Genomic DNA, 14,480 nt, shown 5'->3' with positions numbered 1-14,480 from the left:
TTATGCAGATTAGCACTTTTGATATCGGGATATTTGTCGCTTACGTGTTATGCATTATTGGTATTGCCTGGTGGGTGTCTCGGGAGAAAACCGGTCATCAAAAGGACACCAATGACTACTTTCTCGCGGGTAACAGCTTACCCTGGTGGGCCATTGGTGCCTCGCTAATTGCCGCCAATATATCTGCTGAACAGATTATCGGGATGTCCGGCTCCGGATACCATATAGGTTTGGCAATTGCGTCCTACGAGTGGATGGCGGCGTTGACTTTGATTATCGTAGGTAAGTTTTTCCTGCCAATTTTTCTGAAGCGAAAAATTTACACTATGCCTCAGTTTCTGGAGCAGCGTTACGATCATCGGGTTCGCTCGGTAATGGCTTTGTTCTGGCTCGGTGTGTATGTGTTCGTGAATCTTACCGCAGTGCTTTGGTTGGGAGCTTTGGCGATTAACACCATTAGCGGCATTGAGATCCTGTACGGAATGTTGTTTTTGGCACTGTTTTCCATTACCTACTCCCTTTACGGCGGTTTGAAAGCGGTTGCCATGACCGACATTATCCAAGTGGTATTGCTAGTGTTGGGCGGATTGTTTCTCACCTATACCGTTTTGACCCTGATTGGCGACGGAGGAGGGGCCCTATCCGGATTTGTCACTCTGACTAGGGAGTTGCCTGAGAAGTTCGATATGATCCTGGCACCCTCGAGTCCCCACTACAAGGACTTGCCCGGCCTGTCTGTACTGGTAGGAGGCTTGTGGATCATGAACCTGTCATACTGGGGCTTTAACCAGTACATCATTCAGCGTGCGCTGGCAGCCAAGAGCATTCACGAGGCTCAAAAAGGTATTGCGTTAGCCGCATTCCTGAAGTTGCTGATGCCTTTGATAGTGGTACTGCCCGGTATCGCTGCCGTGCTGTTAGTGCCGAATCTGGAGCGACCGGATCAAGCCTACCCCTCATTGCTGACTTTCGCGCCCTCGGGTCTCAAAGGCCTGATCATTGCCGCATTGATCGCCGCGATTGTTTCGTCCTTGGCATCGATGACCAACAGCATTTCGACCATATTTACCATGGATCTTTATGCCAAATACCGCCCGGGTCTGAGCCAGCGTCATTATGTGTTGATAGGGCGTGTCGCCAGCCTATCCGCCTTGGTGGTTGCCATGCTGGTCGCGCAGCCATTGTTGGGCCAGTTTGATCAAGCCTTCCAGTACATCCAGGAGTTCACGGGTTTCTTCACGCCAGGGATTGTCACGTTATTTCTACTGGGTATGTTCTGGAGGCGGACGACGGCAAACGGCGGATTGGCGGCAGCCCTGGGGTCGGCGATATTCAGCGTGGCTCTGAAGCTGTTCTGGCCCGAACTGCCCTTTATCGACCGGGTGGGTATGGTGTTCTTGATGTGCGTTCTGGTGGCGGTCGTCGTATCACTGCTTGGGCGAACGCCGGAGCATGAGAGGCCGGTGCAGCTCGGAGATATCACATTTGCTACCCGCCCGGGTTTCGATGTGTCGGCTCTGGCTGTCATTGTCATTCTTGCGGCGTTTTATGTCGCCTGGTGGTAACTTGCTCTACTTAGTTGGTATTTGAGATAGGTTTTTCTGAAAATTTTGGCTTCTTTAGAAAGCTACGCGGCGGAGGGTTTAAGCCCTCCGCCGCGATTGACATAAAGTGCGTCAAGGAGCGCTTGACGGCTGGGGATGGCGAGGGTATAACGTTTACATTGACACGGCATTAGCGACGCATCAATAGCAAGATGTCACTGATGTGTTTGTCTTCTTTGGCCGACTTTCGGTGTTCGAATGTGGCACGTAGATTTTTTTGAAGTTCGACTACGGTAATAAAGCATACGGTTCGTTTGTACTTCAAAATAATGACAAATCTGACTACTTAGCGTGATTGCCTTATGAAACAGCCTCGAACTAAAACTGCCCTTACTTTGCCGACATTAATGTTGTTGTTGGTTCAATGTTTTTCCACCTATGCAAACACATTAGACACAAGTGGTAACCGAGATCAGGTTTTGAACCAGAATAGGGAGGGGGGGAATGGTTCCTCAACTCATTGTAGTGGTACATTGTCTGAGCGTTTTGCTTTAGCTGAAGACAAGGAAGTGATTAAGTCTGAGGTAACACCTTCCCGCTCAGAAATGGTACTGATTCCGGGTGGTACATATTTAATGGGCTCTGATTCCCATCACGCAAGGCCAGATGAGTCGCCCATACATGAAGTCACTGTGTCTAGCTTTTGGATGGACAAAACAGAGGTTACTAATTCCCAGTTTCGTCAATTTGTCGAAGAGACTGGCTATGTTACCACAGCGGAGCGCCAACCGAATTGGGAAGATATTAAAAAGCAGCTCCCGCCGGGTACTCCTCGCCCACCAGATGATGTAATGGTCCCCAGCTCACTCGTATTTTTTCCATCAGGCCAACCTGTATCTCTGAGCAACCCCGCGAATTGGTGGCGTTGGGTTCCCGGGGCCAACTGGCGTCATCCTGAGGGACCTGACAGTGACATTGAAGGTCGAGAGAATCATCCAGTGGTCCATGTATCCTGGGACGACGCTCAGGCTTTCGCCCGTTGGGCAGGGAAGCGGTTGCCTACGGAGGCAGAGTGGGAGTGGGCTGCTCGAGGCGGTTTAGAGAATAATATGTTTCCTTGGGGCAACGAGGGGGTTGATACAGGGCAGCATAAGGCGAACATTTGGCAAGGACGCTTTCCGGATAACAATACAAAAGAGGACTCCTTTTACAGAACAGCACCTGTAAAGTCTTTCCCCAGCAATGGCTATGGGTTGTATGACATGGCGGGAAATGTGTGGGAGTGGACGGCCGACTGGTATCACTCGGAATATTACTCTCAAGCAAAACGACAGGGCCACATTACCAATCCTACGGGGCCGGAAAAGAGCCATGATCCGCAGGAACCTAGGGTACCGAAGCGTGTTCTTCGAGGAGGGTCCTTCTTATGTCATGAGACCTACTGTGAAAGTTATCGCGTGTCCGCTCGGATGAAGTCTAGTCCCGATTCGGGACATGCCCACGTCGGGTTCAGGCTTGTAAAGGATGAAGATTAGCCTGCCAAACGACCGAGCTAGGAGAACAAAGAATTCGGCGACCATCCAGCAGTAGTCATAATAGAGTGTTACGAAACTTGTTTATAAGGATATTATTCATAGAAAGACGCCAGTGGTGACAAGCATAGAACTTGGTCTAGTACGGAAGCGAAACCTCTCTGATAATGGCCCATCCTGCTATAGGCTTTGATGGCCGGGAATCTTCCACGGTAAGGTTCGAAGAAAAATACACATAGGAGATACAATCATGATGTCCGTAAATAAAATTTTCCTAATTAGCATGAGTTTATTAGTCATATCCGGATGCGGAAAAAACCAAACTTCATCGGGGCCAATCAGCGATGTTGCATCATCAAGTTACAATGAAAGTAAGCCTAACGTTGTCCTTATTTATGCTGATGATTTAGGTTATGGCGACCTCAGTAGCTATGGCGCAACGGCTGTCAAAACGCCTCATGTAGATAAATTGGCTGACGAAGGCATTCGCTTTACTGATGCTCATAGTCCAGCAGCTACGTGTACACCTTCTCGTTTTTCCATGCTAACGGGTCAATACGCGTTTCGCGCAGAGGCAGAAATCATACCGGGCGATGCCCCGCTAGTAATAGACCCTGAAGAGCCAACCCTTGCCGACATGTTCAAGCGTGCTGGTTACAACACGGCCGTAATTGGAAAGTGGCATCTAGGACTTGGCAGTGGAAACATTGATTGGAATGACTATGTAAGTCCGGGACCTGCGGAGCTTGGTTTTGACTATAGCTTTTTGATCCCGGCAACCGGTGATCGTGTACCGACTGCATACTTGGAAAATCAGCGAATTTATAACCTGGATCCGGAAGATCCAATTACCGTTAGTTACAAGGAGAAAATCGGAGACCGCCCGGTGGGGCGCGAACGGCCGGATCTACTCAAACAGCAGGCTGATGACCAGCATAGCGACAGCATCGTAAACGGAATTAGTCGCATTGGCTATATGAAAGGTGGAAAGTCAGCAGAGTATAGAGATGAAGAGTTTGCAAAAGACTTCGCTAAGAAGTCAGAAGATTTTATAGAAAAGAATAAAAGCGAACCATTCTTCCTCTTCTTGCCCACCAATAATATTCATGTGCCGCGTGTACCCAATGAGCAATTCGTTGGTGCGACCGATATGGGTCCCCGTGGGGATCATATCGTCGAACTGGATTGGTTTGTGGGAGAAATAGTGTCACAGCTTGAGCGTCATAATCTCCTGGATAATACGCTGATTTTATTCAGTAGTGATAATGGACCGGTGTTGGATGACGGCTACGAGGACTTTGCAGTGGAGATGCTTGGTAATCATAAGCCCAGTGGTCCATTCTCAGGCGGTAAATACAGCATTCTAGAGGCGGGAACCCGAGTTCCTATGATTGCTTACTACCCGAAGAAAATTCAGCCAGGTGTTAGCGACGCACTGTTCAGCCACATTGACTTCTATGCATCTTTGGCATCACTAATTGGTGTAGAACTAAACGGAAAGGAAGCAAAAGATAGCGAAAATATTTTGCCCGCACTTATGGATGCTAATGAGGATGGACGTACATACATGCTGGAGGAAGCATATACTCTGGCATTGCGCCGCGGGGACTGGAAATATATTGAACCGTTCACAGGTACGTTGCCCGATTGGATGAAGAACAAAGCGGTGGATGCCGGCCTGAAAGGCCACCCTCAACTTTTCAATTTATCAGAGGATCCTGAGGAAAAAGTCAATCTTGCCGAGCGACATCCTAAGATTCTAAAAGAACTCCAGAGCAAGCTTGACGAAATAAAATCCACTCAGTGACCGCGCTGTAACCAGGTTATTTCTAAATAAACCTAGTGGTTCGTTCGCCAAAATTAAGGAGCACGAACCATATGTGCTGGTCAAAATATGCAAATAGGCTCCCTATGAAATGCTGGTTTGTATTTTTTGCGTTCGCAGTTTCGATGGTTGTCTCTGCCTCGCCACTTGATAGGAAGGAAGAAGAGGGTGAGCGCGACCTATTATTTAGGGATCACCCTTCAAATCAGTTAAATGCAGTTAACGAGCCTGGTTCGAGCGCCGAATTATTGAAACCCCTTTTCAGCGATAACTTATTGAAGGATGTCAGTATAACCCGCGCTGAAGATGGTTACTATATGACCGGAACCAATCTCAAAAAACCGAATAACGGAATCTACGTATGGCACTCTGAAGACCTACGAAAATGGATTCCACTGGGCGCTGTATACGACGCAAAGGGCGAGCGTTATGAGGCGCCAGAAATCCACTACATTGATAGCCAATTTTATATCGTTTTTGTTGATGTACTGGGTTGTATCCGAACGGCGAAAAGCATTACAGGCGATGCTTCGGGTCCATACAAAGAATCTGACTGCCTCATTCGTCACCAGTCGGACCCCTCCCTCTTTCACGATGAAGATGGAAAAAGCTATCTTCTCTATGGGCATGGTTTCATCGCTCCCTTAGATGAATCTCTCACATCAGTCATAGGTGAATCAAAATTCATCAAACCGGCAAACGATGGTTACCCGAGAACAGACTTCTCGGCGCAAAAAGATTGGCCCGCACGTGATCGAATAGGCGATCGGGGGATTTTCATCAAGAAAATTGACGGTAAGTACTACGGATTCGCCAACGAAGTAAGCGGCCGCATGAAGACGGCGACGGATGATGTCTATGTCGCTGAGTCAGAAAACTTGCTAGGACCATATTCGGGTCGCTACCTTGCGGTACCCCATGCCGGACAAACGACTATTTTCAAAGATGAATATGGGCAGCTTTACGCTACTTACGCCGCGCCCGAAGCCGATCGCTATGCGGCGTTGCGTACGAGACCTGCGATAGTTCCTTTGGAATTCTCCAAACGAGAGCGACTTAGGCCAGTTTCTGATGTTATCTTGGAGGACTCTATTGTTTCTGAGCAAGAGCCTCGTCTTTCCAGCGAGACCCTTCGTGACCCATCTGTGACACTAGGCGGTGATGGTTATTACTATCTTGTCGGAACACAGAATGGCTATGGATATCTCTATGGCGATGGCGGAATTACGCTATTTCGGTCCAAGGATCTTGAGAAGTGGGAGGATGTGGCAACCATTTGGAGTTGGAGCGAGCTAGGTCCTGGTGACTTCTCGAGAATGCAGCTCTGGGCCCCCGAATTTAAATATGTTAAAAGCGACGATACGTACTATTTGACCTTCAGTCTGTGCTGTAAGGGCGTGACTTACTTGTTCAAAAGCGCTACAGGAAGACCTGAAGGCCCCTATACCAATGTCACGGAGGGAAAATTCGTTGACGGCATTGATGGCTATATCTTTGAGGATAGTAACGGCAAGTTGTACTTTCTTTGGGGCGGGGGACGCCTCGGTGAGCTTAATGCAGACCGATCTGGTTTTGTGGCGCCACCACGCAAACTGCAGACGATCGAAAACCACCACGTAGGCTACGAAGGAAACGCGCTGGCCAAAATAAATGGTAAGTATGTTCTTACAGGGGCAGAGTGGCATGGTCCTCTGCGCACTAACGGTACCTACGACATGATGTATGGTGTTTCCGATACCATCTGGGGTCCTTACACCAAGGCGCGAATGGGCGTTCCCCACGCAGGACACGGCACAGTGTTCAAGGACAAGTCCGGAAACTGGTGGACCACTATGTTTGGTAACGACATCACTGCGCCTTTCCGAATGCACTTCGGTCTTGTGCCCATTGTCATAAGCAACCACATGCAGCTTAAGCCTGTGCGGCAACATGGGGAGGCGGCGGGTGAGGCTGAAGGGATATAATGATGTTCCCTGATATAAGTAGTCAAAAAAAATGGACTTTCTGATGCTGTCTTGGCTGTGCTGATGTTTTCAGCCATCGCCAACTCGGCAGTTGCCGGAAGCACCCAAGACCAAGTTGTTCTCGCACAGTTTCGCGATGTTCTATTTAGAACTGAAATTTTGTCAGTCCGGGTTAGGCTCGATGTTGCTAAAGCGATCGATATTGAGGGGGCGAATACATCTTGAGTCGGCTGTCGCTCCCCCGGTTTCAGGAGGCACCGGAGGCAATGCTTGCGCTAGCGAAGTCAACTCCAGAAGTCTATGGAATAGACCTACATGTCCACCATTGCAATACCGACTTTGGTGCCTGACAGATGCTTATGAAATTTTTACGAAATATCCACAGTTTCTTTTGGCGAACTAAGCCTTCAAACAGGGTTGTGAGGGAGTTTTGACAAAACCCAGGGTCCCCGGATTCTTAACGGAATTTTCGTCAATCGAACTGTACAGTTTAGACAAACTGGTAGCTATGACCTTAACAGAGACTATCGCCGGGCCTTTGATAGGCTAAAGTGGACTTGAGATCAGCGAGGCTAATTCATGTTTATTCAGTATAAAAATAATATTTGTTTGAGTTTTACACTTATTTTTTTAGTGCTGGTCGTCAGTGCTTGTGGTGGAAGCAGTTCGGTTAGTAGTACGGAAGGAGACTGCAAATCGTCAATCATTGATGAGTGCGGATCCCAGGATCCAGCGCCGGAACCGAACCAAGAAATGGTTGATGCGCCCGATGTGTTCCTTTTTAATCCGAAACATGACGTGGCGCCGGGTTCTTTTGTTACCTCTGAGCTAGTGACAATCTCCGGTATTGATACCACTTTACCTATAAGTATTGAGGGCGGTGAGTACGCTATTAATGAAGGTACATTTACCGATACTTCCTCGACTGTAGAAAACGGCGATTCTTTGCAAGTTCGACTCATCGCGAGTTCCAAGAGAAACTGGACCGACAAGGCTGCATTAACGGTAGGGGATTATAGCACTGTTTTTAAAACCGTGACGAAGCTTCCGCAAATCGGTGTGAATCTAAACGGCGCCATTCAAAACTATACGGGTAAAACGAAAGAGACGATCGATCAGCTCAACAGCGAATGGGCTAGAGGATTTCTGGATTATTTCTTTTTCTTTGATGATGACCCAACGCCACCATACCGGCTTAATAACTCTCCTAAGTTGAGTAACATTGCAGAACTTAAGGCGCAGGGATATAAGATAATCATCAATATAAAATGGGGTTTCAAGAATCCAGATCGTAATATGCCCGATCCGGACGAAGCTATAATGGATACTTACAAAAGCAATTTGTCTGAGCTATATGATAGATTTTGGCGGCACGCTGATATCATCGTTGTGGGAAATGAGCCCATTATCGAAAGTCCAGGTAACGCGCCCAGCAATGCACCAAATCTAGAGCGCTTTTACGAACAGATGCTTCAAGCCACGGTAGCGTACCGTGCAGGAAGTGAAAAAAAGAATATGCCTATTTATTTGGGTGCTTTCAATAGACTCGATGACGTTGCGTTCCAGTCAGCATCTGACGGGCTTCTTGAGCTCGCCAGAGCTACGCCCGAGGTTGAGGGTGTGGATTTGCACATACACCATATAGATAGTGATTTTGGCGAAATGAAGCGATCTATTGAGTATGCACTGGATCGTATCCGATCTGATCAAAAGATCATCAGTACGGAGTTCTCAGCTATGCGCTACTATAAGCAGCATACGAGCGATCAAATTGATGCGGAATTTGCAGGAGCCTATGGCATTGACCCAAACTGGGAGGTACATGAATATCTAAACGATCTTCTGGCCAGACAGGCAAGCGGAGCAGGTATCAGTCGACAACAATGGATCGATTTTGTGACTGCGCATCCTTGGTATGACAGCATGCTGAATGACTATTTCTCGAAGGCGTTCGATGTTTTCATGGATACAGCATCTGGTCAGTTTGAGCTTGCCACTTACGGCGTATGGCAGCAGTTTGGTGCTCAACAAATCTTCGATGAAAATACTAGTCCTTGGATTCTAAACGGTATCATTTTAAGTCGCACCGTACGAAAAAATGCTGATGGGACGTTCTCCTTCAACAAGTATCTTCATAAGGATTTTGACTTGTGGCGCTAGCCTCTTTAAAAACGATAAACAGGACGACTTAATATGTTTTCAAAAATTCAAATATCAATCGTGACTATCCTGATGTCACTGATAGCGGCGTCCTGCGCTCAAAGCGATTCCCTACCGAATGAGATAGCGACAGCCGGTCTCGACCATTCATCGGTGTACGAGCCCGATAAGGTCCGTATAGCGGACCCAACGATACACTATGACGGAAAGCTATACTATTTGTACGGAACGGAACCACCGCCGCAAGTTGGATTCCCAGTTCTAGTTTCAGACGACTTAGTTCAATGGCATGCACCGGGCAGCGTCGAAAAAAGACGCGTTTTGAATAAAGGTCAGCAGACTTATGGCGACAGGGGATTCTGGGCACCTCAGGTGTTTCAGCACAAAAACCTTTACTATATCGCATATACAGCTAATGAGAATATTGCGATTGCGCATAGTGAGTCGCCCTTGGGGCCTTTTGTACAGGAAGAGATTATGCCTCTTGGCGAGGGTCGCCGACAGATAGATCCTTTCGTTTTCAAGGATGATGACGGGAAAGTGTATCTTTACCATGTGAGGTTGGATAAAGGTAACCACATTTATGTAGCACAGCTTGAAGATGATTTGAGCGGGATTAAACCTGAAACTCTCCGGCATTGCATTACGCCCCAGCCCGATACGTGGGAGGATACTCAGACCTTCGAGTCGGCTGTGGTAGCTGAGGGCCCTACGGTAATTAAGCATAACGAGACATACTACCTGTTCTACTCTGCCAACCATTTCAAAAGCGATGACTACGCAGTGGGTTATGCAACCTCAAGTTCGCCATTGGGGCCCTGGAAGCGTTACTTTGGGAACCCAATTATCGACAGAGATTCAATGGGCGCAGATGGCACTGGCCATGGAGATTTCTTCTTTGGAGACGATAAGCAGCTTTTCTATGTGTTTCATACCCATGCAACCGCAACAGACGTTCATCCACGTGCCACGGCCCTTGTAAAAGCTCAGTTTAGGAATGTTGGAGGGGGGGAGGATCTTGTCGTCGTTGAACCAAAATCGGCGTATTATTTAAGGAAAAAGCAAGCACTGAAATGATTTGAATCCCCTCTGGGTAAACTGCGTAAGAGAGTAGGTGCCAACACTTTTTTGGTGTGCCTCCCACCTGCTAGTTGCTGTCAGATCTCGGCTAGCGGCGTGAGCCATTTTATCACGAAATAGTCTAAAAAGGTTAAACGATTACATTATTATCGTTTGACAGGCATAAAACTCTGGGTTAATGTAGGTATAACGTTTACATAATCGGCTGCTAACCTCGCACTGAATTCTGCGTAAAGGTGATGTGGCGGCCCTGTAATTAGTGACGCCTGTGCTCCAAAAGTGTTGTGCATACACATTTGCAGAACTCGATAGCTCAAAGCTGAGGTGAGCTAACATGAAGCTTAATAAATATGCCCGAGGCGATACTTGCGCTGACAGAGGCAAGAATGTTTGCTCGGCTGCAGAAAGATTTTCTGAATACAAGTTGCCACTTTACAAATACTTCTTAAAGTGTGTCAGCAGTGTTGACGAGGCGGAAGACCTCGTTCAAGAGGTATTTCTTCGTTTGCTGAAAAGCAACAGCTGTGACCGTATAGACAATCTTGATTCGTATATATTCCGGGTTGCTGCCAATACATATAAAGATTATCTTCGCTACTATGCCGTTCGGTCGAAAGGCGAACACTGTTCGTTGGAAGACGCTCCCGAACCTTGGTCGGAAATTTCCGCTGAGCGTGCCGCTATGGGTGAGCAAGCAGTGAACAAGCTGAAAGTTGAACTTTACAAATTGCCGGAGCGTACTCGAGACATCTTTGTTATGAGGGCGATTCAAAATCGCCCCTATGCTGAGATAGCTGAGCTAATGAGTATTTCGACGAGATCTGCTGAAAAGCATACCGCAAAAGCTATCGGTTTATTGGGCGATGTGTTAGCGGTTTAGATAAAATAAATAACTAATCGGTACTCTGCTAGGTAGCAACGTATTTTATTATGACAAGGCTTTTCAGGTTATGGTACTTATCCCCCCCCTCCCCAATTTGAAACGGACCTAATTTGATAATTCCAAAAGTATCCGAGAGTTATGGTAATTTTTAGTGCATGGCCTGAACGCCGCCAATTTAGCCTAAGGACCATGCATGGATCGGTTCGAAGGAAATTACGTGAAGGTCATAGTGTTCCCGCAGGAAGTCCAAGAGAATCTGTTATTGTTTTATGACTTATCGGGGTATTACTTAGTTAACTTTATAATAGCCAATAGGACTAAATCGATAGTCGGGTTGGTTCAACTGAAAACGGAAAAATGCGGAAAAGTGATATAGCTGAAAAGTACCACAGTCCATGGCGTTTTATTTCATTACCATTGCCTATAAAGAGTGGCGAAGGATGAAAGAATAGGAGCTATTGGAAGATCTCATTAAGGGACTTAAGTTTAGGTATGGTTTCTATAAATCCAAGTCATCAGAAGCGTCGCGCTAGAATTTATGTACACCAGATTCGACAATCTCTTCCATACCCGTTTACGGGTTATTTAATAAATGAGGAAAGTATGAATAAACTATTAACCGCATCCATTACGTTTGTTTTATCATGGGCTGTAAGCTCATTGGCGTTCGCAAAAACCTTGGACATTACTGCGCTTGATGATTCTGGGATCAAGGTCCTTGGCGGCTACGAAAAAACACCGGAAAATTTCACGCTCGATAGTTGGGATATTAAACTCCCTCCCTATGATTCGGTCGTCTATTTCAGTACCGACGGAAAAGACAGGTTGCACGGAGCTGCAAATCGAATCTTCGCTTGGCCTGCGGAGAAGCTTGGCAACTTAGTAGAAGACGGCTACAAACCCGATTCGACAGCGTCTAACCCTTCGCGTAAAGGCCTAATTGCACAATTCAAATTAAAAGACGGAAGGTATCTGATTGTGCACGGTTTGGCTGGACCAAAGACTATGTCCTACCTCCAGATTGACGACAACAATGGCTTGGACCTGATTCTTTCCAATTTCGGCACAGCAACGACCAGTGGCGACATTCCGATTCTTGCATGGGCGATGGCCAACACACCTCATGAAGCCTTCGAAAAAATTTACAAACAGGCGGCCGCCGAGAAGCCATTAGAGGGCCGTTTCAAGCTCCGCAAAGACAAAGTGTACCCTGAGCCCTTTGAGTACTTGGGCTGGGCCAGTTGGGAACAGTACCGTCGAAACATCAGCTCTGATTTACTGGTTGATGCGATCAAGAAAATCGAAGCGAGCTCGGTTCCCGTACGCTGGGTGCTCGTCGATGATGGTCATCAGGACCAAACCGGTAGCAGGATGCCAGACAGCCAGCTTCTCTCATTCAACCCCAATAAAAAAACGTTCAAAAATGGCTTCGAACCACTCATGAAGTTGAAGTCTGATAAGATTCGCTGGATTTCGATTTGGCACGCGATGAATGGTCATTGGCAGGGACTGCATGTCGATCACACTGAAAAGGCCCTAGATAACCATCTGTTCGAAAGCGAGCAAAAAAAGGGGGTCCTAATTCCGAAGAATACGCCCGAGGCATCTCATGCTTTCTACGATACGATGATAGGACGAACGGTTGATCAAGGTTTTGACTTTGTAAAAATCGACAATCAAAATCGTGTGCTTCCCTTCTATTTCGGCACTGAAAATCCGGTTGAGGCCGTCGCACGTAATGCTCAGTCTTTAGAGCAGTCCGTACACAATCTTTCTCAGGGACTGATTAACTGCTTCGCGCTCGACCTGCTAACGGTATTCAATACACGCTACAGCAATGTCAGTCGCGTCAGTGTCGACTACCTGTTGAATGACCAGGCCAAGGCGAAGTCACATCTTTACCAGAGCTACCAAAATACGCTTTGGGCTGGTCAAGTCGTTTGGCCAGATCACGATATGTTCCATTCGAGCGATAGAGTTTCTGGTCGAATGATGGCTGTTAGTAAGGCAGTTTCGGGCGCCCCTGTTTATCTCTCCGACGCGCCGGCCGACTTTGTTCCGGAGCTTATTGATCCGTTGAGCTTTCATGATGGAAGGCTCCTGCGTCCAATTGCGCCGTCATCACCAATGGTGGAATCTGCGGGGCTAGATGCGCTTAATGTCGCCGAAGCCTATAAAACCATTGCGCCCCTTGCTAATGGATCGGCTACTATTATAGCTTATAACCTAGTTCACCCGACGCCAAAAAACGCAGTGAGAGCCTCAATTAAACCGCAAGATTATCTCGAAGCAGACCTAATGATTCAGGATGAGAAAAAAGATTGGATGCTAACCGAAGAAGGACTGGTTTACTATGATTGGTACGAGAAAGCTGGCGGCAAGCTGAACGAAAGTTTTGACTTCGAACTTAAAGGCTTTTCGGACAAGCTTATTCAACTGTCTCCTATTCAGAAAGGCTGGGCTGTAATTGGTCGCAGTGACAAATACTTAAGTGCGGCCACCATTTCGGAGATTGAGTATGACAAGGAAAATCTGGTTTTTACTCTCGTTGAATCAGGCCCTGTTGTTGTTTATCACAAAAAGAAGCCAGTTAGCAATCAAGGCTTTAAAGTCGATCAGCTCGATACGCACCTTTGGGAAATCCAAGCGCCCCACTCAAGTGAAGCAGTGACAATTAATCTTAAACTATAAGCCCGCGTGATAAATTTAGCGTTATTGGTCGTTGCTTTTCATCTAAGCAACGGCCTTTCAATGACATGGATATTCCTAAAGAAAACGTAAAGAGTCTCCGGCACTTATAATGCTATTTCATATTAAACGCACAGTTGTAAGGTTTGGTAGTCTAGATCTGATCTCTCAGAAACCAACAGAAAAGCTATAACTGTCAGATCAAACCTGGGATGCTAAAGCTACATGTCCGGGAGAGGAAGAATTTAAAGCGTTTTTAATAAGAAAGCGTTGAAATTCTAGAATAGGTAAAAGATTGTGTGGAGCCGGAGGTTAAATGAAAATTCAGTCAGGTTTCATGATCCAATTTTCTATTCTGGGAATTGTGGTCTTTACAACGTCCTTCTATGCTTACACGCTTGTTGGTTTCTTCACTGATTTCATTTATCTGCTTAGTTTCGGATAAGAAGTTAACAAGTGAAAGAACATGAAGTGCTTTTTCATACGCTTGAGCGTTATCAGGATCTCGCATCCAAGTCAAATAATCCTTAAGAGTGTTGTTGGCGTCGTTTGAATGTTGATTTCGTTCAAGCCAACGAAGTGCGGATAACTCAACGTTGTTGTCTCTTGTTTTTTGCTTCATCGAATCCACTCTCTGAAAGCTCTTTCGTAAAATCTGGATCGCCTTAAGGCGCTCTTCCATAATATTGCCATATTATTTGGAAATACAGTGATTAGCTCATATTGTTGGGGCCAGTATGTAGAAGATCCAAGTGCTGTATTCAAATAATATCAAGCTACTTTCTTTAGCGAACGAACCGTTTC

The 14,480-nt window shown here is 46.7% G+C and carries 9 protein-coding genes; 8 read left to right on the top strand and 1 reads right to left on the bottom strand.

Translation table 11 applies throughout. From position 1 onward, the window contains the following. Positions 1-2: 2 nt before the first annotated feature. The 8 genes from EDC38_RS11705 to EDC38_RS11670 all read left to right on the top strand — a co-directional run bounded on the left by EDC38_RS11705 (position 3) and on the right by EDC38_RS11670 (position 13,679). Positions 3-1,565, top strand: coding sequence for a sodium/sugar symporter (locus EDC38_RS11705; RefSeq protein ID WP_123638660.1), 1,563 nt, complete (start codon positions 3-5; stop codon positions 1,563-1,565). A 341-nt stretch (positions 1,566-1,906) separates the two neighbouring features. Then, positions 1,907-3,079 (top strand): formylglycine-generating enzyme family protein, encoded by a 1,173-nt coding sequence (locus EDC38_RS16730; RefSeq protein ID WP_211331084.1) that lies wholly within the window; start codon positions 1,907-1,909, stop codon positions 3,077-3,079. A gap of 247 nt (positions 3,080-3,326) precedes the next feature. Next, complete coding sequence (locus tag EDC38_RS11695) at positions 3,327-4,883, top strand: sulfatase family protein (RefSeq protein ID WP_211331083.1); 1,557 nt, start codon at positions 3,327-3,329, stop codon at positions 4,881-4,883. A gap of 104 nt (positions 4,884-4,987) precedes the next feature. Then, the gene (locus EDC38_RS11690; RefSeq protein ID WP_170162907.1) at positions 4,988-6,865 is read left to right on the top strand and encodes a family 43 glycosylhydrolase; all 1,878 of its coding nucleotides are present in this window, start codon (positions 4,988-4,990) and stop codon (positions 6,863-6,865) included. Between the two features lie 579 nt (positions 6,866-7,444). Then, complete coding sequence (locus EDC38_RS11685; protein ID WP_123638658.1) at positions 7,445-9,025, top strand: hypothetical protein; 1,581 nt, start codon at positions 7,445-7,447, stop codon at positions 9,023-9,025. A gap of 33 nt (positions 9,026-9,058) precedes the next feature. Then, the gene (locus EDC38_RS11680; protein WP_123638657.1) at positions 9,059-10,102 is read left to right on the top strand and encodes a glycoside hydrolase family 43 protein; all 1,044 of its coding nucleotides are present in this window, start codon (positions 9,059-9,061) and stop codon (positions 10,100-10,102) included. A gap of 337 nt (positions 10,103-10,439) precedes the next feature. Then, positions 10,440-10,985 (top strand): RNA polymerase sigma factor, encoded by a 546-nt coding sequence (locus tag EDC38_RS11675; protein ID WP_123638656.1) that lies wholly within the window; start codon positions 10,440-10,442, stop codon positions 10,983-10,985. Positions 10,986-11,591: 606 nt separating this feature from the next. After that, positions 11,592-13,679 (top strand): Sip1-related alpha-galactosidase, encoded by a 2,088-nt coding sequence (locus EDC38_RS11670; RefSeq protein ID WP_170162906.1) that lies wholly within the window; start codon positions 11,592-11,594, stop codon positions 13,677-13,679. Positions 13,680-14,004: 325 nt separating this feature from the next. Here EDC38_RS11670 and EDC38_RS11665 read toward each other — a convergent pair whose 3' ends face one another. Further along, complete coding sequence (locus EDC38_RS11665; RefSeq protein ID WP_123638654.1) at positions 14,005-14,358, bottom strand: hypothetical protein; 354 nt, start codon at positions 14,356-14,358, stop codon at positions 14,005-14,007. Positions 14,359-14,480 lie beyond the last annotated feature (122 nt).

It is taken from the genome of Marinimicrobium koreense (assembly GCF_003762925.1).
Taxonomy (GTDB): domain Bacteria; phylum Pseudomonadota; class Gammaproteobacteria; order Pseudomonadales; family Cellvibrionaceae; genus Marinimicrobium; species Marinimicrobium koreense.
The sequence above is the reverse complement of the archived record's forward strand: the minus strand, read 5'-3'. Positions and strand labels throughout refer to the sequence as shown.

Coding starts and splice junctions, on each gene's coding strand:
- EDC38_RS11705 (WP_123638660.1), top strand. CDS start 3: ATGCAGATTAGCACTTTTGATATCGGGATATTTGTCGCTTACGTGTTA.
- EDC38_RS16730 (WP_211331084.1), top strand. CDS start 1,907: ATGAAACAGCCTCGAACTAAAACTGCCCTTACTTTGCCGACATTAATG.
- EDC38_RS11695 (WP_211331083.1), top strand. CDS start 3,327: ATGATGTCCGTAAATAAAATTTTCCTAATTAGCATGAGTTTATTAGTC.
- EDC38_RS11690 (WP_170162907.1), top strand. CDS start 4,988: ATGAAATGCTGGTTTGTATTTTTTGCGTTCGCAGTTTCGATGGTTGTC.
- EDC38_RS11685 (WP_123638658.1), top strand. CDS start 7,445: ATGTTTATTCAGTATAAAAATAATATTTGTTTGAGTTTTACACTTATT.
- EDC38_RS11680 (WP_123638657.1), top strand. CDS start 9,059: ATGTTTTCAAAAATTCAAATATCAATCGTGACTATCCTGATGTCACTG.
- EDC38_RS11675 (WP_123638656.1), top strand. CDS start 10,440: ATGAAGCTTAATAAATATGCCCGAGGCGATACTTGCGCTGACAGAGGC.
- EDC38_RS11670 (WP_170162906.1), top strand. CDS start 11,592: ATGAATAAACTATTAACCGCATCCATTACGTTTGTTTTATCATGGGCT.
- EDC38_RS11665 (WP_123638654.1), bottom strand. CDS start 14,358: ATGGAAGAGCGCCTTAAGGCGATCCAGATTTTACGAAAGAGCTTTCAG.